General features: G+C 61.4%; 15 protein-coding genes and 2 riboswitches. Of the genes, 9 read left to right on the top strand and 6 right to left on the bottom strand.

Going from position 1 to position 22,638, the window contains the following annotated elements:
- Positions 1–6: 6 nt before the first annotated feature.
- Together metH and HDC30_RS01425 are read right to left on the bottom strand one after the other, a co-directional pair.
- On the bottom strand, positions 7–3,717 hold the full coding sequence (metH, locus tag HDC30_RS01430; protein ID WP_183780162.1) for a methionine synthase: 3,711 nt from the start codon (positions 3,715–3,717) through the stop codon (positions 7–9).
- A gap of 5 nt (positions 3,718–3,722) precedes the next feature.
- Positions 3,723–3,974: a hypothetical protein gene (locus tag HDC30_RS01425; RefSeq protein ID WP_177325655.1), complete on the bottom strand. Its 252-nt coding sequence runs from the start codon at positions 3,972–3,974 to the stop codon at positions 3,723–3,725.
- Here HDC30_RS01425 and HDC30_RS01420 point away from each other — a divergent pair.
- From HDC30_RS01420 to nfuA, 3 genes are all read left to right on the top strand, one after another.
- On the top strand, positions 3,874–6,168 hold the full coding sequence (locus tag HDC30_RS01420) for a fatty acid cis/trans isomerase (RefSeq protein WP_183780145.1): 2,295 nt from the start codon (positions 3,874–3,876) through the stop codon (positions 6,166–6,168). The genes HDC30_RS01425 and HDC30_RS01420 overlap by 101 nt on opposite strands.
- Positions 6,169–6,352: 184 nt before the next feature.
- Positions 6,353–7,378 carry an acyltransferase gene (locus HDC30_RS01415; protein ID WP_183780142.1) on the top strand — a complete coding sequence of 342 codons (1,026 nt, stop codon included), beginning with the start codon at positions 6,353–6,355 and terminating at the stop codon, positions 7,376–7,378.
- A gap of 57 nt (positions 7,379–7,435) precedes the next feature.
- Entirely contained in the window at positions 7,436–8,020 is a 585-nt protein-coding gene (gene nfuA, locus HDC30_RS01410) for a Fe-S biogenesis protein NfuA (RefSeq protein WP_003225494.1), read from the top strand.
- 201 nt (positions 8,021–8,221) lie between these two features.
- Here the strand turns inward: nfuA and cobM are convergent, their stop codons facing one another.
- The 4 genes from cobM to HDC30_RS01390 all read right to left on the bottom strand — a co-directional run bounded on the left by cobM (position 8,222) and on the right by HDC30_RS01390 (position 10,367).
- A complete protein-coding gene (gene cobM, locus HDC30_RS01405) occupies positions 8,222–8,968 on the bottom strand; it encodes a precorrin-4 C(11)-methyltransferase (protein WP_183780139.1) in 747 nt (248 codons plus the stop codon).
- Between the two features lie 81 nt (positions 8,969–9,049).
- Positions 9,050–9,463 (bottom strand): cobalamin biosynthesis protein, encoded by a 414-nt coding sequence (locus HDC30_RS01400; protein ID WP_098964192.1) that lies wholly within the window; start codon positions 9,461–9,463, stop codon positions 9,050–9,052.
- On the bottom strand, positions 9,460–10,158 hold the full coding sequence (locus HDC30_RS01395) for a CbtA family protein (RefSeq protein WP_027613714.1): 699 nt from the start codon (positions 10,156–10,158) through the stop codon (positions 9,460–9,462). Before HDC30_RS01395 ends, HDC30_RS01400 begins: the two co-directional genes overlap by 4 nt.
- A gap of 11 nt (positions 10,159–10,169) precedes the next feature.
- The gene (locus HDC30_RS01390; protein ID WP_183780136.1) at positions 10,170–10,367 is read right to left on the bottom strand and encodes a CbtB domain-containing protein; all 198 of its coding nucleotides are present in this window, start codon (positions 10,365–10,367) and stop codon (positions 10,170–10,172) included.
- A gap of 122 nt (positions 10,368–10,489) precedes the next feature.
- A riboswitch (cobalamin riboswitch) is annotated at positions 10,490–10,712 on the bottom strand.
- Positions 10,713–11,741: 1,029 nt separating this feature from the next.
- A riboswitch (cobalamin riboswitch) is annotated at positions 11,742–11,955 on the top strand.
- A 97-nt stretch (positions 11,956–12,052) separates the two neighbouring features.
- Here HDC30_RS01390 and cobW point away from each other — a divergent pair.
- The 6 genes from cobW to HDC30_RS01360 all read left to right on the top strand — a co-directional run bounded on the left by cobW (position 12,053) and on the right by HDC30_RS01360 (position 22,577).
- Positions 12,053–13,132, top strand: coding sequence for a cobalamin biosynthesis protein CobW (gene cobW / locus HDC30_RS01385; protein WP_183780133.1), 1,080 nt, complete (start codon positions 12,053–12,055; stop codon positions 13,130–13,132).
- A 3-nt stretch (positions 13,133–13,135) separates the two neighbouring features.
- The gene (gene cobN, locus HDC30_RS01380) at positions 13,136–16,984 is read left to right on the top strand and encodes a cobaltochelatase subunit CobN (protein WP_183780131.1); all 3,849 of its coding nucleotides are present in this window, start codon (positions 13,136–13,138) and stop codon (positions 16,982–16,984) included.
- A 143-nt stretch (positions 16,985–17,127) separates the two neighbouring features.
- Complete coding sequence (locus HDC30_RS01375) at positions 17,128–18,126, top strand: ATP-binding protein (protein ID WP_183780128.1); 999 nt, start codon at positions 17,128–17,130, stop codon at positions 18,124–18,126.
- Positions 18,054–18,785, top strand: coding sequence for a VWA domain-containing protein (locus tag HDC30_RS01370; RefSeq protein WP_183780125.1), 732 nt, complete (start codon positions 18,054–18,056; stop codon positions 18,783–18,785). The genes HDC30_RS01375 and HDC30_RS01370 overlap by 73 nt, the downstream gene beginning before the upstream one ends.
- 171 nt (positions 18,786–18,956) lie before the next feature.
- The gene (locus HDC30_RS01365; RefSeq protein WP_183780122.1) at positions 18,957–20,603 is read left to right on the top strand and encodes a phospholipase D-like domain-containing protein; all 1,647 of its coding nucleotides are present in this window, start codon (positions 18,957–18,959) and stop codon (positions 20,601–20,603) included.
- Between the two features lie 414 nt (positions 20,604–21,017).
- Positions 21,018–22,577 (top strand): TerC family protein, encoded by a 1,560-nt coding sequence (locus tag HDC30_RS01360; RefSeq protein WP_103366945.1) that lies wholly within the window; start codon positions 21,018–21,020, stop codon positions 22,575–22,577.
- The last annotated feature ends 61 nt before the right edge of the window (positions 22,578–22,638 follow it).

Here is a 22,638-nt window from a genome sequence, read left to right as displayed (position 1 = left end):
TTGCGCTTATTCGTCGTAACCGAGGTTCGGCGCCAGCCAGCGCTCGGTCACGCTCAGCTCCTGACCTTTGCGCGAGGTGTAGCTCTGCACCTGATCCTTGTCGACCTTGCCCACGGCAAAGTACTGCGCCTGCGGATGAGCGAAGTACCAGCCGCTGACCGCTGCCGCCGGGAACATCGCGTAATGCTCGGTAAGGAACACGCCGCTGCGGCCCGCGCGCATTTCGCTGGCTTCAGGATCGAGCAGGGTGAACAGCGTGGCTTTCTCGGTGTGATCCGGGCAGGCCGGGTATCCCGGTGCCGGACGGATACCGGAATACTGCTCTTTGATCAGCGCGTCGTTGTCCAGCACCTCATCCTTGGCGTAACCCCAGTGCTCTTTGCGCACTTGCTGGTGCAACCATTCCGCGCAGGCCTCGGCCAGACGGTCGGCCAGTGCCTTGACCATGATCGAGTTGTAATCGTCGCCAGCGTCCTGATAGGCCTTGGCGACTTCTTCGGCGCCGATGCCGGCGGTGGTGATGAAACCACCGACGTAGTCGGTCACTTCGCTGTCTTTCGGTGCAACGAAGTCGGCCAGCGAGAAATTCGGCTTGCCGTCGGTCTTGATGGTCTGCTGGCGCAGGTGATGCAGGCGCGCCATAGGCTTGCCGTCATCGCCGTACAGTTCGATGTCGTCGTCATGCACCTGGTTGGCCGGCCAGAAACCGAACACCGCCCGGGCGCTGATCAGCTTCTCGTCGATCAGCTTGGTGAGCATCTCGCGCGCGTCCTTGTACAGCGCGGTGGCCGCTTCACCGACCACTTCGTCTTCGAGGATGCGCGGGAATTTGCCGGCCAGGTCCCAGGAGATGAAGAACGGCGTCCAGTCGATGTACTCGGCCAGAACGTTGAGGTCGATGTTGTCCAGCACGCGGGTGCCGGTGAAGGTCGGTTTGACCGGCGTGTAGCTGGCCCAGTCGAACTGTGGCTTCTTGGCAATCGCCGCCGCGTAGCTCAGGCGCTCGGTACGGGCGCTGCGGTTGGCGGTGCGCTCACGTACATCGACGTATTCCAGACGGGTCTTCTCGACGAAACCGGCCTTGAGTTCCTTGGACAGCAACTGCGTCGCGACACCGACCGCACGCGAGGCGTCGGTCACGTAGACCACCGCATCGTTGCTGTACTTCGGCTCGATCTTCACGGCGGTGTGCGCCTTGGACGTGGTCGCGCCGCCGATCATCAGCGGCAAATGGAAATCCTGACGCTGCATTTCGCGGGCCACGTGGACCATCTCGTCCAGCGACGGAGTGATCAGCCCGGACAGGCCAATGATGTCGCACTTCTCTTCCTTGGCGACCTGGAGGATTTTCTCCGCCGGGACCATCACGCCGAGGTCGACGATGTCGTAGCCGTTGCAACCCAGCACCACACCGACGATGTTCTTGCCGATGTCGTGCACGTCGCCCTTTACCGTGGCCATCAGAATCTTGCCCTTGGCTTCCGGCTTGTCGCCTTTTTCCAGTTCGATGAACGGGATCAGATGCGCCACGGCCTGCTTCATTACGCGGGCGGATTTCACCACCTGCGGCAGGAACATTTTGCCGGCGCCGAACAGGTCGCCGACGATGTTCATGCCGGACATCAGCGGGCCTTCGATGACTTCGATCGGGCGGGCGAACGACTGGCGCGACTCTTCGGTGTCTTCGACGATGTGGGTGGTGATGCCCTTGACCAGCGCGTGCTCCAGACGCTTGTTGACGTCCCAGCTGCGCCACTCTTCGGTCTCGGCTTCCTTGACGCTGCCGTCGCCCTTGTACTTGTCGGCGATGGCGAGGAGGGCGTCGGTGCCTTCCGGTGTGCGGTTGAGGATCACGTCTTCGACGGCGTCGCGCAGCTCCTGCGGGATCTGGTCGTAGATTTCCAGCTGACCGGCGTTGACGATACCCATGGTCAGGCCGGCGCGGATCGCGTACAGCAGGAACACCGAGTGAATCGCTTCACGCACCGGGTTGTTGCCACGGAACGAGAACGACACGTTGGACACGCCGCCGGAACTCAGCGCATACGGCAGCTCGTCGCGGATGTAGGCACAGGCGTTGATGAAGTCCACAGCGTAGTTGTTGTGTTCTTCGATGCCGGTGGCCACGGCGAAGATGTTCGGGTCGAAGATGATGTCTTCCGGCGGGAAGCCGACTTCGTTGACCAGAATGTCGTAGGAGCGTTTGCAGATTTCTTTCTTGCGCGCTTCGGTGTCGGCCTGGCCGGCTTCGTCGAACGCCATCACCACCACCGCAGCGCCGTAGCGTTTGCACAGTTTGGCGTGATGGATGAACTGCTCGACGCCTTCTTTCATGCTGATTGAGTTGACGATGCCCTTGCCCTGAATGCACTTCAGACCGGCTTCGATCACTTCCCATTTCGAGGAGTCGATCATGATCGGCACGCGGGAGATGTCCGGCTCACCGGCGATCAGATTGAGGAAGGTCACCATGGCCTTCTTCGAATCGAGCATGCCTTCGTCCATGTTGATGTCGATCACCTGCGCGCCGGCCTCGACCTGCTGCAGGGCGACTTCCAGGGCTTCGGTGTAGTTGTCTTCACGGATCAGACGGGCGAACTTGGCGGAACCGGTGATGTTGGTACGCTCGCCGACGTTGACGAACAACGAGCTGCGATCGATGGTGAACGGTTCCAGACCGGACAGGCGGCAAGCCTTGGGAATGTCCGGAATCTGTCGCGGCGCGTAACCGGCGACGGCTTTGGCGATGGCTTCGATATGGCCCGGGGTGGTGCCGCAGCAACCGCCGACGATGTTGAGGAAACCGCTCTGGGCAAATTCTTCGATGACCTTGGCGGTGTCCACCGGCAACTCGTCGTACTCGCCGAACTCGTTCGGCAAACCGGCGTTCGGGTGCGCGGAAACGTGAGTGCTGGCCTTGTTCGACAGCTCTTCCAGGTAGGGGCGCAGCTCACTGGCGCCGAGCGCGCAGTTGAGGCCGACCGAGATTGGCTTGGCGTGGGCCACCGAGTTCCAGAATGCTTCGGTGGTCTGGCCCGACAGGGTACGGCCGGACGCATCGGTGATGGTCCCGGAAATCATGATCGGCAGTTCGATGTGCAGCTCTTCGAACACCCCTTGCACGGCGAAGATTGCGGCTTTGGCGTTGAGCGTGTCGAAGATGGTTTCGATCAGGATCAGATCGACGCCGCCTTCGATCAGGCCTTTGGTGGCCTCGGTGTAGTTCTCCACCAGTTCATCGAAAGTGACGTTGCGGTAGCCGGGGTTGTTCACGTCAGGCGACAGCGAGCAGGTGCGGCTGGTCGGGCCGAGTACGCCGGCGACGAAGCGCGGCTTGTCCGGGTTCTCGGCGGTCTTGGCGTCGGCCACCTTGCGCGCCAGTCGCGCGCCTTCTACGTTTAATTCGTACGCCAGCTCTTCCATGCCGTAGTCGGCCATGGAAATGCGCGTGGCGTTGAAGGTGTTGGTTTCCAGAATGTCGGCGCCGGCATCCAGATAGGCCTTTTCGATGCCGCCGATCACGTCCGGACGGGTAATCACCAGCAGGTCGTTGTTGCCCTTGACATCACTCGGCCAGTCAGCGAAGCGTTTGCCGCGATAATCCTGCTCTTCGAGCTTGTAGCTCTGGATCATCGTGCCCATGCCGCCGTCGAGAATCAGGATGCGCTCTTTGAGGGCTTGCTTGAGAGCTTGAAGGCGGACGCTGCGATCGGACATTGGGACTACTCGAAAAGACCATGACGAAGGGCCGGGATCATAACAAACCTGTGCGCTTTTGGAGCACGTGCTGCTTTTGCATGAATATCGTTCATGTTGGTACGAGCGTCATACTGTAGAATCGCGGGCGTTTTTTTCACGATCGGGATCATGGGCATGTCGTACCGCGTCATCAGCATTTTCTTGCTGTTCTTAAGCTGGGGCGCCATTGCGCAGGAACCCGCGATCTCACCTTCTATTTCATATACGCGTGACATCCAGCCAATCTTCACCGAGAAGTGTGTGGCCTGCCATGCCTGCTACGACTCGGCGTGCCAGCTCAATCTGGGCAGCGGCGAAGGCGCAGGGCGGGGCGCAAGCAAGATGCCGGTCTACGACGGCGAACGCACTCAGGCGGCGCCGACCACGCGGCTGTTCTACGACGCCTTCGGCAAACGTGCCTGGCAGCAGAAGGGCTTTTATTCAGTACTCGATGCCCAGGGCAGCCAGGCGGCGCTGATGGCGCGGATGCTGGAACTGGGCCACAAAACCCCGCTGACCCCGAATGCCAAGCTGCCGGAAGACATCGTGCTCGGCCTGCAACGGGAAAACATGTGCGCGATGCCCGCCGAGTTTGACGGCTATGCCGGCGCCCACCCGAAAGAAGGCATGCCGCTGGCGGTGACCGGCCTGACCGATCAGCAATACCAGACCCTGCAGCGCTGGCTGGCGTCCGGTGCGCCGATCGACGAGCAGGGGTTGACGCCGAGCGCCAAAGAAGCGCTGCAAATCGTCCAGTGGGAAAACCTGCTCAATGCGCCGGGCGCGCGGCAGAGTCTGGTCGGGCGCTGGCTGTTCGAACACTGGTTCCTCGCGCATATCTATTTCAAGGACGGTGAGCCGGGGCACTACTTCCAGTGGGTGCGTTCGCGCACGCCGACAGGGCAGCCGATCGACCTGATCGCCACCCGCCGCCCGAATGACGATCCGGGCACTCAGGTGTATTACCGCTTGTGGCCGGTGCAAGGGGTGATCGTGCACAAGACCCACATCACCTATCCGCTGAGTGCGGCGAAGATGGCGCGGGTCAAGAGTCTGTTCTACAGCGGCAACTGGCAGGTCAACGCGCTGCCGGGTTACGGCCCGCAGAGCCGAGCCAACCCGTTCGCCACCTTCGAGGCGATTCCGGCGCAGGCGCGTTATCAGTTCATGCTCGATAACGCTGAATACTTCGTCCGCACCTTCATTCGCGGGCCGGTGTGCCGTGGGCAGATTGCGACGGATGTGATCCGCGATAACTTCTGGGCGCTGTTCCAGGCGCCGGAACATGATCTTTACATCACCGACCCCAACTATCGCGGCCAGGCCACGCCGTTGCTGGCAATGCCCGGGCAGAACGACGACGTCGGCAGTGTGCTGAGCCTGTGGCACAACTACCGCAACAAGCGCAACGAATACGAAGCCCTGCGCCGCGACAGTTACGCCGAACTGCCGGCTCCGAGCTGGTCAACCCTGTGGGCCGGCAACGACAACGCGCTGCTGAGCATTTTCCGCCACTTCGACAGTGCGTCGGTGACCAAAGGCCTGATCGGCGAAGTGCCACAGACCCTGTGGCTGTTCGACTATCCACTGCTGGAGCGCACCTATTATCAGTTGGCGGTCAACTTCGATGTGTTCGGCAACGTCTCCCATCAGGCGCAGACCCGTCTGTATTTCGACCTGATCCGCAACGGCGCCGAGCAGAACTTCCTGCGCCTGATGCCGGCCGATTCCCGCGAGGACTACCTCGACGATTGGTACCAAAGCAGCGGCCAGTTCAAGATGTGGCTCGACTATGAGGCGATCGACGACGACAAACCGACCGCGCTGAAACTCGATCCGAAGGACCCGAAATACGACTTCGCCATGCAGTTGCTGGCGCGTTACGGCGACCTGAATGCGCGGCCGGATCCGATCAATCGCTGTGACGGCGCCTATTGCTCGCGACCGAATATCGACCCGGCGCTACAGAACGCCGAGCAGGCGCTGAGTCGCCTGACCTCGCGTCCGGCCGGCGGTTTGAAGGTGATCGACCAATTGCCGGAAGCAACCATGCTGCGCATCGAATCTCGCAGCGGCAAACGCGAGATGTACAGCCTGCTGCGCAACCGTGCGCACAGTAACGTGGCGTTCCTGTTGGGCGAGTCGCTGCGCTATCAGCCAGGGCTGGACACCTTGACCATCTACCCGGGCGTACTGAGCAGCTATCCGAATTTCATCTTCAACATTCCAGCCGAACAAGTGCCGGAGTTTGTCGATGCCATGGAGAATGCCAAGGATGCCGATCGTTTCGAGAAAATCGTCGAACGCTGGGGGATTCGCCGCAGTCATCCGCAATTCTGGTTCTATTTCCACGACCTGAGCCAATACCTCCACGAAACCGATCCGGTGGAAGAGGGCGTGCTGGACATGAACCGCTACCAGAATCTTTGATCGTTTGAGACCAACCTGCTGTCCCAATTCCAAGCAACACCGCACATTCCCTGTAGGAGTGAGCCTGCTCGCGATGGCGTCAGTCCATTCAGAATGGTTGTCGCCTGACATGCCGTCATCGCGAGCAGGCTCACTCCTACAAGGGGTCGGTGGTGGTTTTGAGAGTTGTGGACAGGAGCCGATCATGTTGATTTCAGTGCAGGCCCTGCGGGCGCTTGCCGCGTGGACGGTGGTCTGTCACCACTTCATGCAGATTTTCTTCGACTTCAAGGCGCGCGGCCCGGTCGGGCAGTTCTTCATCGACAAAGGCGCAGTCGGCGTCGATGTTTTCTTCGTCATCAGTGGTCTGGTGATTTTCCTCTCCACCGAAAGCAAAGCACTGCCGCCCGCGCGCTTCCTGCTGTACCGACTTTTTCGCATCGTCCCGGCGTACTGGCTGTACACGCTGTTGATGGCGTTGCTGGTGCTGTTCGCCCGGCCAATGTTGCCGGATCAGACGGTGGACTGGGCGCATTTCCTCGCGTCGCTGTTATTCATTCCTGCGCAAAACCCCGGCGGCTACGGGATTTATCCGACGCTGAATGTCGGCTGGACGCTCAACTACGAAATGCTCTTCTATGTGTTGTTTGCATGCGCGCTGGTGTTCCGCTGGCAGGTGCGCTTGCTGGTGGTCGCCGCGTTGCTGTTTTCGGTGTGTCAGGCGTTCGGCTGGCTCAACGAGTTTTACCGTTCCGACATCGTCTACGAGTTTCTGCTGGGGATCGGCATTGGCGTGCTCTATCGCCGGGGCTGGATTGGCGCCGGCCTGTGGCTGCCGCTGTTGGCGATGAGCGCTGCGATGATGGCGATCTATCACTTGGCACCGGCGCCAAGGTTATTGAACTGGGGCGTGCCGAGCGCGGTGCTGGTGATGGCTTGCATGGCGCTGGAGCGCTACGTCGAGCGCAATCGGGTGATGAAATGGCTCGGTGACTGTTCCTATTCGGTGTATCTGATGCACGTGTTGGTGTTGTCGGTTGGTGGTTTTATCGCGCGACGCTACGGAATCAACCCGTATCTGATGTTCATCGTCTGCGCTCTGGCGATTGGTGTGGGGTCATGGTTGAGCTACGAATGGGTGGAAAAACGCAGCTATCAGTGGCTTAAAGCGCGGATCGATGGCGAACCGATGCGCGCACCTGTCGAGAATCTTTCCCGACAAAAATACTAGGACTTTGTCCGGCGCAATGATTGGCGTAAACTGCGCCCAAGCCTGCGAGGAGTTTCCATGACCGCTATTACCATTACCGACGCCGCCCACGATTACCTGGCTGATCTGCTCTCCAAGCAGAACACTCCAGGCATCGGCATCCGCGTCTTCATCACCCAGCCTGGCACCCAGTACGCCGAAACCTGCATTGCCTACTGCAAGCCGGGCGAAGAAAAACCTGAAGATACCGCGCTGGGGCTGAAAAGCTTCACCGCCTATATCGATTCGTTCAGCGAAGCGTTCCTTGACGACGCCGTCGTCGATTACGCCACCGACCGCATGGGCGGCCAACTGACCATCAAGGCGCCAAACGCCAAAGTCCCGATGGTCAATGCCGACAGCCCGGTCAACGAGCGCATCAACTACTACCTGCAAACCGAAATCAACCCGGGGCTGGCCAGCCACGGCGGTCAGGTCAGCCTGATCGATGTGGTCGAGGACGGCATCGCCGTGTTGCAGTTCGGTGGTGGTTGCCAAGGCTGCGGCCAGGCCGATGTGACCCTGAAGGAAGGCATCGAGCGCACCTTGCTCGAACGTATTCCAGAGCTCAAAGGTGTGCGCGACGTGACCGACCACACGCAGAAAGAAAACGCCTACTACTGAGTAAGGTGTTCACTGCGAACACGAAAAACGGCGCCCCGTGAGCGCCGTTTTTTTTTGCGCTTGATTAATGAGTGCCTGTTTATTGTGTGGCGAGGGGATTTATCCCCGATGGGTTGCGAAGCAGCCCCAGAAAAGGAACTGCTGCGCAGTTCATCGGGGATAAATCCCCTCGCCACAGGTTGGCACCCAATCCCATATGATTCAGGGTCTGTAGAGGTGCGCATGCCCCGCGCGATACAGCGACGATTCGCTGAAAACCTCACTGCCCAGCACCCGACCCACCAGAATCAACGCTGTACGCCGAAACCCTTTGGCCGCAACCTTCTCGGCAATATCCTCCAGCGTCCCCACCACCCAGTCCTGATCCGGCCACGTCGCCCGGTGAATCACCGCAATCGGGCAATCCGCGCCGTAATGCGGCAGCAGTTCAGCGATGATCTTTTGCAGATGATTGACCCCCAGATGAATCGCCATGGTCGCGCCATGCTGCGCCAGACTGCTCAACTCCTCACCCGCCGGCATTGCGGTCTTGTCCGCGTAGCGGGTCAGAATCACGCTCTGCGACACGTCCGGCAGTGTCAGTTCCGCGCCTAGCAAGGCTGCACACGCTGCGGTCGCGGTGACGCCGGGAATGATCTCGAACGGAATCTGCAGCTCGCGCAGATAACGAATCTGCTCGCCAATCGCGCCATACAGGCTCGGATCACCCGAATGCACCCGCGCTACGTTCTGGCCCTTGGCATGAGCGGTTGTGATCAATTCAATGATCTGCTCCAGATGCAATTCGGCGCTGTTGACCACGGTTTCAGCCTGATGCCCCTCCAGCACAGCGGCCGGTACCAGCGAGCCTGCGTAGATGATCACCGGGCAACTGCGGATCAACCGCTGGCCTTTGACGGTGATCAATTCCGGGTCGCCGGGGCCGGCGCCGATGAAGTAGACGGTCATGAAGAAATCCTGTGAAAAACGGGGCAGGGCAACGCTTCAGATGAAGATTGCTCATGATCAAACGGGGGGATTATCGGGAATTTACGCAGCGCCGGCCAATGCCAAGGTTGCCTGAGCGTATTTTTGCCGGGAAATCAGCAGTTTTGCCGGTGCCTGAATCAACTGCTCGGCAAGGGCCAGAGCGGCACTTTCCGCCACGCCGTAGCAACCGGTGCGCTCATAGGCGATCTGCGAATGGTGGCTCAGGCGTTGCTGATAATTGGCCAGTTCGTCGCTGCTGAAATACAACAGCGGCAGCGCCAGTTGACTGGCCAGTTCCTGCAGGCCGGGTTCATCGCGTTTAAGATCGATGCTGGCCAAGGCCTTGACCGCTTCAAGTTCTATACGATGCGCCTGCAACGCTTGATCGAGTAACGCGCGCAGCGTGCTGACCGGGCAGCCGCGCTGGCAGCCCAGGCCGACCACAAAGGTCGGCGCTGCGCGGTCATCGGTCATGCGTGGTATTGACCATCGCTTTTGCGGCGGAACAACCAGGCGCTGATCAGGCCCAGGGCCAGCCAGAACGCCACGTTGGTCAACTGCGAAGCGATTTTGAACTGGGCTTCCAGCGCCTCCGGGGCGAGCATCGAATGCACTTCCGGTTGCGGTGCGCCGATCACGTGCGGCACGGCGAGGATCGCCACGCCCAGCAGCTTCATCAGCCAGTGGCGGCTGAACACAATCAGCGCCAGGCCAACAGCGGTGGAAGCGGCGGTGCCGATCCACCAGGTTTGCCGCGACGCCAGATCGGCTGCAGCGGTGCCCGGCAGTTCAGGCGGCAGGCCCAGGGTCGGCGCAAGGACGAAGGTCGCGTAGCCGGCCAGGCCCCAGAGCAGGCCTTGCGAGGTTTTGGTCGGTGCACGCAGGGTGTACAGGCCAGCGAGCATCAGGGCGAAACCGACCGCCACCACCAGATTGCCGCCGGTGGTCGAGACCACGCGTTGCCAGCCGTCTTCCGGCTCCCAGGCTTCGGCGTCATGGGTGTGTGCGGCCGTGCCGGCGGCGTGTTCGTGAACGGCCACCGGTTCGGACTTCTCGAAGGTTTCGGCCTGCAGAATCAGCGGCGAGACCCAGAAGCTTTGCAGCAACGTCAGCAGCAGGGCGGCCAGCAGGCCGGTGAAGCCTGCGGTTTGCGCGATACGCTTGATCATGTCGGCAGGTCTCAGTGGCACGGGAACGCGGCGCTGTGGCGGGTATCGTGAGCGGCGTTGTGCACCGCTTCGATGTGCGAGAAACCGGCGAAGTACACAAGGCTGGCACCCAGAATCGACGCGAAGATCGCGGCGGTCAGGCGTTGGCTCAATGTGCTGGTGCTGGAGATTTTGTCGGTGTTGCTGCCGGTGCTGCTGATGATCGACATGGCGCTTCCCTCTGGAGTGTCAGCGGGTGAAATAGAGCGCATGAAAACCCCTGCGTGTCGGGCACGCAGAGGTTCGAACAGCGCCCGCCCACCGCGGGTTTGTTATGTTCAGCGACGCAAACTGCGCACTGTGTGTTGCGGGCCGGTCTCCGGGCTCACGAGGGGTTGGCGTCTGGCCGACCTGCAAGCGTCACCTTCCCATGCCGCGTTGGCACAGTGGATCTGACGCTTCGCTCGCTTACCGTTGCGGGGGCAGCACCGGACTGACATGGCTTTGAGTAAAGCACATGATTCACCGGTTTCCCGTTTCACCCTGTGAAGGGCACCCGTAACAAGTTGTGTAGGAGACCATGAGGGGAGGATTTGAGTCAATTGGGATTGGGGGCATATCCGTTGCTGCGGTAACGGCCACTTAGGGTTCCGCCCTTACGGCGGGTCACTTTTGGCAAACGCCCCAAAAGTAACCAAAAGGTCTGTGCCCTGACGTTCGGCCCTCGCCTGGGCTCGGGTTCCTTCGCTGCGGGATTCATCCGGGGGCAGCGCCTACGGTTTGCTTCGCTGCACCTCCTCTCGCTGTGTTTGGCTGCGCCAAACGGTCGCTGCGCTCCCACCCCCGGACAAATCCCTCCACTCAGCCTGCCGACGGGCCCTGAGATCAAAAGCGGTACTCGAGCTAACGCTCATTGTGTTGAGTGGGGCGGCTTCGCCGCAGGGTTGCACGCTCTCTGAATTGTAGGAGCCAGCCTGCTGGCGATGGCGGCCTGACAGCCGACCAAACTCCAACTGAATGCACCCATTCCAACTGTGGGAGCGGGCTTGCTCGCGAAGGCGGCCTGACAGCCGACCAATCTCTTACTGAATGCACCCAATCCCAGTAGGAACTGCCGAAGGCTGTGATCTTTTGATCTGCTTTGGCTTTGCTTTGGCTCTAGCTCTTGATTTGGCTTTTGATCTTCAGCCCCTTCGGCAGGCCGAGCGTAGGTGTTCATCCGGGGGTTAGGCGCGCAGCGCCATGCGGCGAAGCCGCATCCATCGAGAGGAGGTGCAGCGAAGCAAACCGGAGGCGATGCCCCCGGATGGACACCGTAGCGAGGGAACACTGAGCCTAAGCGAAGTGCCGTACGCCGGGGGCAAAGCCTTTTGGGTTACCTTTTCGGCGTTTGGAAAAGGTGACTCGCTGTAAGAGCGAAACCGCCAGAGGCAACACCCGAAGAAACGGATATGCCCCCCAAACCCCAAACCCCAAACCTCAAACCCGGCGTTTGGAAAAAGTGACTCGCTGTAAGAGCGAAACCGCCAGCGGCAACCCCCGCAGCAACGGATATGCCCCCAATCCAAAAAAAACCAAAGCATTGACCCATCCTCAAGCCATGCGTAGCCTTGCGCTTTCGAGGTTCTTCGGCCCACGCCGAAGCTAAGAAGGGAACGCGGTCAAAGCCGCGGCTGCCCCCGCAACTGTGAACGGTGAAGTTCGTTGCCACGCCACTGCCAGCTCAATCCACTGAGCCCGCGGGAAGGCGCAGCGAACGCCGGGCCCAAGGCCCGAACACCGTCAGCCAGGAGACCTGCCTCGTCACAGATTTCTCACTACAACCGGGCGGGGTGATCCGGTGGCGAATTCTTCCGCGCGCACGCTCGCAGCGGATCTCGTCCCGTATGCCCGCCACCTTGCCAAAGGGCATCCGATGAAAACACTGGCCAAACTCCCCGTCACCATCGTCACCGGTTTCCTCGGCTCGGGCAAAACCACCTTGCTGCGACACATGCTCGACAACGCTCAGGGCCGTCGCATCGCGGTGATCGTCAACGAGTTCGGCGAGCTGGGCATCGACGGTGAAATCCTCAAGCAATGCACCATCGGCTGCACCGAAGAAGAAGCCACTGGCCGCGTCTACGAACTGGCCAACGGCTGCCTGTGCTGCACGGTGCAGGAAGAGTTCTTCCCGGTGATGCGTGAACTGGTCGCCCGGCGCGGTGACCTCGATCACATCCTGATCGAGACGTCCGGTCTGGCCCTGCCAAAACCGCTGGTACAAGCCTTCCAGTGGCCGGAAATCCGCAGTGCCTGCACGGTGGATGCGGTGATCACCGTGGTCGACAGCCCGGCCGTGGCCGCTGGCACCTTCGCCGCGTTCCCCGATCAGGTCGATGCCCAGCGCAAACTCGATCCGAACCTCGATCACGAATCGCCGCTGCACGAACTGTTCGCCGACCAACTGGCCAGCGCCGATCTGGTGATCCTCAACAAGGCCGACCAGACCAGCGCCGAAGATCTGGCTCGCGTTCGCGCCGAAGTCGCCGAAGAACTGCCGCCAGCGGTGAAAATCATCGAAGCCAGCAACGGTCGCCTGCCGCTGGACGTGCTGATCGGCCTCGGTGCCGGATCCGAAGAACATATCGACAGCCGCCACAGCCATCACGATCACCATCACGACGGTGATGACGACCATGACGACCATGATGACCACGATCACGACGCCTTCGATTCAATCTCTATCGAACTGCCGCAAGCCGACGAAAGCCTGCTGCTCGACGCGCTGACGCAACTGGTTGTGCAGCACGGCATCCTGCGCGTGAAGGGCTTCGCGGCGATTCCGAACAAGCCGATGCGCCTGTTGATTCAGGGCGTGGGCACGCGTTTCGACAAGCACTTCGACCGCCAGTGGGGCGCTGACGAAGCGCGCGTCACCCGTTTGGTGCTGATCGGTCAGGCACTCGACGCCGCGCAACTCGAAGCGCAACTGCGCGCCGCGCTCAGCGTTTAAGCCATGCACCTGCTCAGGACACAGCCCGGCGGTTTCGTGTCGGATGACAACATTGCCGACCTTGGACAAACCCCCGCCGAGCTGGTGATCCTGTGCAGCGGCGACTCCAGCCTGGCGCTGCTCGCCGAAGCCGCGCAGCAATTGCCCGAGGATTACCCGAGCCTGCGTCTGGCCAATCCGATGCAGGTGCAGAATCACGCCTCGGTCGACCTGTATGTCGATGAAGTGCTGCGGCACGCCAAGGTCATTCTGATTTCGCTGCACGGCGGCATCGCTTATTGGCGTTATGGCGTCGAGCGACTGGTGGAGTTGTCTGAGCGCGGGGTGCAGGTGATTCTGGTGCCGGGCGATGATCGTCCCGACCCGGAACTCAGCGACCTGAGCACCGTGCCCGCCGAAGATCGCGACCGTCTCTGGCAGTTCTTGCGTCAGGGTGGCATGGGCAATGCGCTGGACTTCTTCCATTGCCTGGCCAACCGCTGGCTGGCGCGCGACTACGCCTGGGGCGAGCCGCAAGCGCTGCCGCGTACGGCGATTTACCAGCCACAGAAAAACACCGCCGCACTGCGCGACTGGCAAGCCGAATGGCTGCCCGGTCAGCCGGTCGCGGCGGTGTTGTTTTATCGCTCGCATTTGCAAGCGGCGAACACCGCGTTCATTGACGTGTTCTGCCAGCGCTTGCAGGCGGCGGGGCTCAATCCGTTGCCGATCGCCGTCGCCAGCCTGAAAGAACCCGGCTGTCTGAGCGTGGTCGAGGACTGGCTGGACGAGGTCGAGGCGGCGGTGATTCTCAACACCACCGGTTTCGCGCAATCCAGCCCGGAAGCGCCGCATCTGCGCCCGTTCCGGCGCAATATTCCGGTGATTCAGGCGATCTGCGCTCAGGACAACGAGCCCGGTTGGCGCGACAGCGAGCAGGGCCTGGGGCCACGGGACCTGGCGATGCACATTGCCTTGCCGGAACTCGACGGGCGCATCATCAGCCGACCGATCAGCTTCAAGGACCTGGCCTGGCGCAGCGAGCGCAGCCAGTCCGACGTGGTCTGCTACCGGGCGCAACCCGAACGCATGGATTTCGTCGCTGAACTGGCGCGGCGCTGGAGCGATCTGGCGCGGCTGCCGAACGCGGAAAAACGCATCGCGCTGATCCTCGCCAACTACCCGACTCGCGACGGCCGGATCGGCAATGGCGTCGGTCTCGATACGCCGGCGGCGGCATTGAATATCCTGCGCGCGTTGCAGGCGGAAGGCTTCCCGCTGACGGCGGAGTTGCCGGACAGCGGCACCGAACTGATCCAGCAATTGCTCGGCGGCGTCAGCAACGACCTCGACAGCATCGACCTGCGTCCATGCCAGCAAAGCCTGGCGATGGACGCCTATCTGGCGATGTTCAATGCGCTGCCGCAAGCCAATCGCGCGGCAGTACTGGAACGCTGGGGCACCCCGCAAAATGATCCAATGTGCCGCGACGGACGGATGATGATCGCCGGGCTGCGTTTTGGTCTGACTTTCGTCGGCATTCAACCGGCGCGCGGTTATCAGGTCGATCCGAGCGCGGTGTATCACGATCCGGATCTGGTGCCGCCGCACGGCTATCTGGCTTTCTATTTCTGGCTGCGCAACACCTACGGTGCGCACGCAGTGATTCACGTCGGCAAGCACGGCAACCTCGAATGGTTGCCGGGCAAGGGCGTGGGGCTTTCGGAGAATTGCTGGCCGGACGCACTGCTCGGGCCGCTGCCGAACATCTATCCGTTTATCGTCAACGACCCGGGCGAGGGCGCCCAGGCCAAACGGCGCACGCAAGCGGTGATCATCGACCACCTGATGCCGCCGCTGACCCGCGCCGAAACCTACGGCCCGCTGCGCAACCTGGAGCTACTGGCCGACGAATATTACGAAGCCCAACTGCTCGACCCGCGCCGCGCGCGCGAACTGCAGCGTGACATCTTGCAACTGGTGCGCGAGACGCAGATCGACCGCGAACTGCAACTCGACGCCGGTCTGGACAGCGACGCCGATGCAGCGATCTGGCTGCCGCGTCTGGACACCTACCTGTGTGATCTGAAGGAATCGCAGATTCGCGATGGCCTGCACATCTTTGGCGAATCGCCGACCGGACGTTTGCGCATCGACACACTATTGGCGTTACTGCGCATTCCGCGTGGCGACGGCAAAGGCGCACAGTCGAGTCTGCTGCGGGCGTTGGCCAAGGCCTTCGAGCTGGGGTTTGATCCGCTGGATTGCGCACTTGCCGACCCGTGGAACGGCCCGCGCCCGCCAGAGCTGCAAAGCGTCAGCGACGAAATCTGGCGCACTGCCGGCGATACCCGCGAACGCCTTGAGCTATTCGCCACCCACCTGATCTCCCAAACAGTGCACGCCCCTTGTAGGAGTGAGCCTGCTCGCGATAGCGGTGTGTCATTCAACACTGAATTGCCTGACCTGACGCCATCGCGAGCAGGCTCACTCCTACAGGAACCGAGGGGGGCTGAAGTGAGGGTAATCATTGAAAACCTGCGCGAAGTCGTCGCCCCACGCCTAGACGCCTGCGGCCCCGCCGAAATGCGCGGTCTACTCGACGCCCTGAACGGCCGCTTCGTCCCCACCGGCCCAAGCGGCGCACCCAGCCGTGGTCGTCTCGACGTGCTGCCCACCGGGCGCAACTTCTACTCGGTGGACGTGCGCAACCTGCCGACCACCACCGCGTGGCGCATCGGCTTCCAGTCCGCCACGTTGATTCTCGAGCGGCATTTGCAGGATCACGGCGATCACCTGCGTCAGCTCGGCCTGTCGGTGTGGGGCACCGCGACCATGCGCACTGGCGGCGACGACATCGCTCAGGCCATGGCGCTAATGGGCGTGCGCCCGGTGTGGGCCACCGGCAGTCAGCGCGTCGATGATTTCGAGATTCTGCCGCTGAGCCTGCTCGACCGGCCACGAGTCGACGTCACGCTGCGGGTCTCGGGTTTTTTCCGCGATGCTTTTGCCAACCTGATTCGTCTGTTCGACGCCGCCGTGCAAGCGGTGGCGGCGCTGGACGAACCGGATGACCTCAATCCGCTGGCCGCCAAAGTCCGCGCCGAGCGTGAAGCGCTGCTGCAATCGGGGCTGGATGCCGACGCGGCACGGCGCCAGGCCGGCTGGCGTATTTTCGGCGCCAAGCCCGGGGCTTACGGCGCCGGTGTGCAAGGCGCGATCGACGGGCGCCTGTGGCAGACCCGCGAGGATCTGGCCGAGGTCTACCTGAACTGGGGCGCCTACGCTTACGGCGGTGCTGACGAAGGCACCGCCGCCCGCGAGCAGTTCGTCCAGCGTCTGAGTCAGGTGCAAGCGGTGCTACAGAACCAGGACAATCGCGAGCACGACTTGCTCGATTCCAACGACTATTACCAGTTTCAGGGCGGCATGCTCGCGGCGGTGGAAACCCTGCGCGGCGAAGCGGCGGCAAGTTATCACGGCGATCACAGCCAGCCGGATCTGCCGAGAATCCGTACCCTGAAAGAAGAACTGAACCGGGTGATCCGCTCGCGCGCGGCCAATCCGAAATGGATCGACGGGGTCAAGCGTCATGGCTATAAAGGCGCCTTCGAACTGGCGGCGACAGTCGATAACCTGTTCGCTTTCGACGCCACCACGCAACTGATCGATGATCATCAGTACGCGTTGCTGGCCGATGCCTATCTGCTCGATCCTGCGACCCGCGATTTTGTCCGCGAGCACAATCCGCATGCGCTGCGCGACATGACCGAACGCATGCTCGAAGCACAGCAGCGCGGGATGTGGCAGGAACCCGGCGTGTATAAAGAAGCCCTGGAAAACCTGCTACTGGATATAGAAGAAGACACCTGACACACCGCAACATTTTGTAGGAGTGAGCCTGCTCGCGATAGCGGTGTATCAGCCAACCTGTTTGTCGCTGACCCACCGCTATCGCGAGCAGGCTCACTCCTACATTGAAATGAATTCACACCGACCATGACCGAGTATTGAAGATGACCGACACCCCGCATTTCCCGCTCTCCGCCGTGGTCGGCGCCGATGACCTGAAACTCGCGCTGTGCCTTGCCGCCATCGACCCGAAAATCGGTGGCGTGCTGATCGAAGGCCCGCGCGGCATGGCTAAATCGACCCTGGCCCGTGGCCTCGCCGATCTGCTGGCGAGCGGGCAGTTCGTCACCTTGCCGCTGGGCGCCACCGAAGAACGTCTGGTCGGCACCCTCGATCTCGACACGGCGCTGAGTGACGGGCGTGCGCAGTTTTCTCCCGGGGTTTTGGCCAAGGCTGACGGCGGTGTGCTGTACGTCGATGAAGTAAACCTGCTGCCCGATCATCTGGTCGACCTGCTGCTCGATGTGGCTGCCAGTGGTACCAACCTGATCGAGCGCGACGGCATCTCCCATCGGCATTCGGCGCGATTTGTATTGATCGGCACGATGAACCCGGAAGAGGGTGAATTACGGCCACAGCTGCTTGACCGTTTCGGCCTGAACGTCGCCCTCAGCGGCCACACCGCGCCGACTGAACGCGGGCAGATCATCCGGCGCCGACTGGATTTCGACAGCGATCCACAGGCGTTCTGCGTGCAGTGGGAAGCCCAGCAGCAAGCGCTGCGTGAGCGCTGCGAACAGGCGCGCATCGCCTTGGCGAACATCCCGCTGGATGACGACGCGTTGGCGAGCATCACCCAGCGTTGCTTCGCTGCTGGCGTCGATGGCTTGCGTGCTGATCTGGTCTGGCTGCGTGCGGCCCGTGCGCACGCGGCCTGGCGCGGCGCTGCAGTGATTGCCGAGCAGGACATCGACGCCGTGGCGGAATTTGCCCTACGGCACCGACGTCGCGAATCCTCTTCTTCCAGCCCTCAGCCACCCGCACAGAACCCGGCCAGTAGCCAGGCCGAACCGAGCGAAGGGCAGGGCCAGTGGGGCGATATGCCCGCCCCGGCACTGGCCACGGGTGCCCGTCGCGAAGTGCCGAGCTGGCCAAAAAAGTAACCGGCATTCGTCCCCGATCCGACGCGGGGGCGAATGCCAGACCCCGCGCCGGACGCCTCGACCACGGACGCCAGGGCCAGCGCCACGCCGCGCGCAGCGGCCTGGTGAACTGGCCGGGCACGCTGCTCAACGGTCGGCCGCAGACTCGCGAAGATCTGCAGTTCCAGTTGCGTACTCGAACTCCCCATGAGCTGTGGCTGGTGATCGTTGATGCCTCGGCTTCAACGCGTCGGCATCAGGCGCTGAGCGATGCCAAGGGCCTGCTCGCGCAATTGTTCGATGATGCTTATCGGCAGCGCGCGCGACTGGCCTTGCTGACCGCCAGCGGCAGCGCGCCGAAATGGCAGGTGCAAGGTCTGAAGGCATCGAGTGGTTTGCGCACCTGGCTGGAGGCGTTGGGGGCGGGCGGCGGCACGCCGTTGGTGGCGGCATTGAAGCAGGCACAGCAATGGCTGGTGCAGCGACAAAAGCGCTTCCCGGCCGAGCAGCAGCGCTTGCTGGTGGTGACGGATGGCCGCTTGAAAACCTTGCCGCCGATGTTGCCGCTGGAGTGTCCGGGATTGTTGATCGACATTGAGCGTGGGCCGATCCGCCTGGCTCGGGCGCGGGAGTTGGCGGCAGCGCTGAATGCGGATTATCGGCATATCGATGATATGTGAAGTCTGAACAGGCCTCTTCGCGAGCAGGCTCGCTCCCACAATGTTGGTGAACACCGCTTGCTCTGTGGGAGCGAGCCTGCTCGCGAAGGCATCGCCTCGGATCATGCAGGATCACCAAAAACCGCAGCGCTGCTCTATGCTCCACCCCAGCCCAATCACAAGGAGTGAATCATGCGGGTACTGGTCGCCAATCCTCAGGACGATTTTCGCGTCAAAGCCTACGCCGGCACCAACGGCGTGCTGCTGGCGATGGATCTTGCCGAACCCCGGCGCAAAGGCCTGCTCGGGTTTGCCATCGAAAAGCAGCAGGGCGGCAAACCGTGGTTGTTCCTGTTCAACAGCCTGACATTTCCCGGCAAGGCGCACACGTTCCCGCAGTATCACGCCACGCCCAGCGATAAAGCGCCGCTACAGAAATTCCGCTGGGCCGATTACGCGGTCAATCCGGGCACGACGATGCACTATCGCGTGCATCTGGCCTATGGCACGGCGGATGCGCCGCTATTGGGAGAATCACTGGAGCTGAGCATCACCAGTGACGACGGTCATCCGGCCAACCAGAGCGTGATATTCAACCGTGCCGTGGCCGCCAGTCAGGCCTTCCAGCGCAAATTTCCCGACCTCGACGCGCAGATCAGCGCCAACAAGAACTTCCCCATCGAGGCCTGGCCCGACGCGGCGCGGCTGTGGCTGGAGAACGGACTCCTGGAGCGATTGCTGGGCTTTATCGAACGTGCGGTGGACGCGCAGTGGGGGCTGGACATCGCGATCTACGAGTATCAGTTGCAGGCGATCGTCGACGCAGTGAATGCGGCATTTGCCCGAGGGGTTCAGGTGCGCGTGCTGTATCACGCGCAACCTGATGATCCCGATACGACCCTGAACGAAAAGAACCTTGCCAAATTGCCGATGGCGAACAAGCGCGGCCGGGTCACCCATAACATCTTTCACGACAAATTCATTGTTCTCAGCAGCGTCGATGGCGCGGGTCAGCGGCAACCGCAGGCGGTGCTGTGCGGCAGCACCAATTTCACCGCCAACGGTGTTTATCGCCAGGCCAACGTGGTGCATACGCTCGACGACGTGACGATTGCCACGCGTTATTTGCAAGTGTTCGAAGAGGTCTGGGCCAACCCCGCCGACGTCGCTGCGACGCGCAGCTGGATCACCGAGCACAACCCGATGAACCCTACGCAGCCGCTGTTCGCCGGGTTCTCGCCACGCAGCGGTGGTGGCGATTTGCGTGAGTTTGTCGAGATCATCGAGGCGGCGAAAAAGGACGTGTTGTTCGTCACCGCTTTCAGCCTGCCGGACGCGATTCTCAACGCGCTGCTCGGCAAACCGCATGACGACATCCTGCGTTACGGCCTGCAAAATACCGCGAGCAGCATCACCGGATTTCATGCCGACCGCACCGCCGAATTCGCTGCCACAGCTTTGCTCAACACCGGGCTGGAAGGCTGGCTGAAAGAAAACATGAAAGGCCAGAAGGGCAACCTGCTGGTGCACACCAAAGCCGTGATCACCGACTTCACCACCGATGCGCCGACCATCATCAGCGGCAGTCACAACCTCAGTACGTCAGCCAGTAACGGCAATGACGAGAACTTCCTGATCATTCGTGGCGACACCGATCTGGCTGATCGCTATGGCCTGGAGTTGCTGCGGTTTTATGAGCATTACCGCTTTCGCTATTTCGCGAAAAAACTCGAGCTCAAGCAGGTGAGTCCGCTGGCGGTGGATGACAGCTGGACCAACGATTATTACGTAGAGGGGGATTTGCGCCAGTTGTCGCGGTTGCGCTTTGCCGGGCGATGATGTGGTGTGTTTGATGACCCCTTCGCGAGCAAGCCCGCTCCCACATTGGACTTTCTTTGAACTCAGAACCTGCGTCCGACGAATAACCCCTGTGGGAGCGTGCTTGCTCGCGAAAGGGCCTGCAGGAAATCACATTTCCTGTGCTCTTACAGATTTTGAAATGATTTGCCGCTGTAGAAAATGTGCCTTGAGCCTGTACGCTCCAAGGCCATTTTTCATTCAGGATTTGCATGAACACCCTCTTGGAGCCTCCCAGTCGTACCTTCTCCTTGCGCCATGGCGCGGTCTTGACGCACTCGCAGCATCCGGTTTTCCGACACCCGTCTATCGTTGACAACGCGGCTTCAGAGCTTTCGCGTCGCACTTTGCCGTGCCCGGCAGCCTGAATTCACTGAAGAGAGATCGAGACATTTTATGGAATGGTTAGCGGATCCCACGGCCTGGTTGGGCTTGTTGACTCTGATCGTGCTGGAACTGGTGCTGGGTATCGACAACCTGGTGTTCATCGCGATCCTGGCGGACAAACTGCCGCCGCATCAGCGCGACCGTGCGCGAATCATCGGCCTGTCGCTGGCGTTGATCATGCGCCTGGGCCTGTTGGCGAGTATTTCCTGGCTGGTCACTCTTACGCAGCCATTGTTCGAGGTATTCGACAAGAGCTTCTCCGGCCGTGACCTGATCATGCTGTTCGGTGGTGTGTTCCTGTTGTTCAAGGCGACGATGGAGCTGCACGAACGACTCGAAGGCCACGTCGGCCAGCGCTCGACCAACGCCGCTTACGCGCTGTTCTGGCCGATCGTGGCGCAGATCGTGGTACTCGACGCGGTGTTCTCGCTGGACGCGGTAATCACCGCCGTCGGCATGGTCGATGAACTGGCGGTGATGATGATCGCGGTGATCATTTCCATCGGCCTGATGATCGTCGCCAGCAAGCCGCTGACCCGCTTCGTCAATGCGCACCCGACGGTGATCATGCTGTGTCTGGGCTTCCTGATGATGATCGGTTTCGCCCTGACGGCCGAAGGCCTGGGTTTCCACATCCCGAAAGGCTATCTGTACGCGGCGATTGGTTTCTCGATCCTGATCGAGGTGTTCAACCAGATCGCCCGGGCCCGACGCAAGCGTTCGATGCAAGGCCTGCGCCCCATACGTGAGCGCACGGCCCACGCGGTAATGCGTCTGCTGGGCGGGCGTAAGCTGGAGGCGGAGGAGGTCGGCGAGGAAATCTCTGACCTGCTGGATGACGGCGAAGCCCCGAGTGCGGAGCTGTTCGACCGCCGCGAGCGGGTGATGATCAGTGGCGTGCTGCAACTGGCCGAGCGGCCGATTCGTAATCTGATGACCGTACGCGCGGACGTCGACACCATCGATCTGGCCGACGACGCCGAAACGATTCGCACAAAATTGATGCACTCTTCGTATTCGCGTCTGCCGCTGATTCGCCACGGCGCGGTGGATGAACCGTTGGGCTTCGTGCACAAAAAGGAATTGCTCAAGGAATACCTGTCCGGTACCGAGCCGAATCTGGAGCACCTGGCGCGCAAGACCATCAACCTGCTCGACAGCTATTCGATCCTCAATGCGCTGGAGCAAATGCGCGCGGCGTCGACTCACATCGCCTTCGTGGTCAACGAATTCGGTGACTTCGTCGGTGTGTTGACCATGACCGACATCCTCGAATCGATTGCCGGCGAACTGCCCGATGCCAGCGAAATCGAAGGCCCGGACGTGATCGAGGAGCAGGGCGGTTTTGTCGTCAACGGCGCGTTGAACCTGACCCGTGTTCGCCAGCGCACCGGGTTCGGCGCCGAACCGACCGAGGACTATCAGACCCTGGCCGGACTGGTGATGAGCCTGCTGGATCGCTTGCCGATGATCGGCGATCGGCTGCAGTACGCAGGCTGGCAAATGACCGTCAAAGCCGTTGAGGAACGACGGGTGACGCAGGTGTTGCTGGTGCGCGATTCTGCGTAAGGCAGCAGCCTTGCGCTGACGGTGCCGGCCCCTTCGCGGGCAAGCCCGCTCCTACAGTGCA

The organism is Pseudomonas sp. JAI115, assembly GCF_014200835.1.
GTDB classification, from domain to species: domain Bacteria; phylum Pseudomonadota; class Gammaproteobacteria; order Pseudomonadales; family Pseudomonadaceae; genus Aquipseudomonas; species Aquipseudomonas putida_A.
This window is presented reverse-complemented; position numbering and strand designations above follow the sequence as displayed.

Bases quoted from the DNA above. Each gene is read 5' to 3' on its own strand.
- HDC30_RS01375 (WP_183780128.1), top strand. From the start codon at position 17,128: ATGACCGACACCCCGCATTTCCCGCTCTCCGCCGTGGTCGGCGCCGAT.
- cobM (WP_183780139.1), bottom strand. From the start codon at position 8,968: ATGACCGTCTACTTCATCGGCGCCGGCCCCGGCGACCCGGAATTGATC.
- HDC30_RS01400 (WP_098964192.1), bottom strand. From the start codon at position 9,463: ATGACCGATGACCGCGCAGCGCCGACCTTTGTGGTCGGCCTGGGCTGC.
- HDC30_RS01415 (WP_183780142.1), top strand. From the start codon at position 6,353: ATGTTGATTTCAGTGCAGGCCCTGCGGGCGCTTGCCGCGTGGACGGTG.
- HDC30_RS01425 (WP_177325655.1), bottom strand. From the start codon at position 3,974: ATGTCACGCGTATATGAAATAGAAGGTGAGATCGCGGGTTCCTGCGCA.
- cobW (WP_183780133.1), top strand. From the start codon at position 12,053: ATGAAAACACTGGCCAAACTCCCCGTCACCATCGTCACCGGTTTCCTC.
- HDC30_RS01420 (WP_183780145.1), top strand. From the start codon at position 3,874: ATGTCGTACCGCGTCATCAGCATTTTCTTGCTGTTCTTAAGCTGGGGC.
- HDC30_RS01390 (WP_183780136.1), bottom strand. From the start codon at position 10,367: ATGTCGATCATCAGCAGCACCGGCAGCAACACCGACAAAATCTCCAGC.
- HDC30_RS01395 (WP_027613714.1), bottom strand. From the start codon at position 10,158: ATGATCAAGCGTATCGCGCAAACCGCAGGCTTCACCGGCCTGCTGGCC.
- cobN (WP_183780131.1), top strand. From the start codon at position 13,136: ATGCACCTGCTCAGGACACAGCCCGGCGGTTTCGTGTCGGATGACAAC.
- metH (WP_183780162.1), bottom strand. From the start codon at position 3,717: ATGTCCGATCGCAGCGTCCGCCTTCAAGCTCTCAAGCAAGCCCTCAAA.
- HDC30_RS01365 (WP_183780122.1), top strand. From the start codon at position 18,957: ATGCGGGTACTGGTCGCCAATCCTCAGGACGATTTTCGCGTCAAAGCC.
- nfuA (WP_003225494.1), top strand. From the start codon at position 7,436: ATGACCGCTATTACCATTACCGACGCCGCCCACGATTACCTGGCTGAT.
- HDC30_RS01360 (WP_103366945.1), top strand. From the start codon at position 21,018: ATGGAATGGTTAGCGGATCCCACGGCCTGGTTGGGCTTGTTGACTCTG.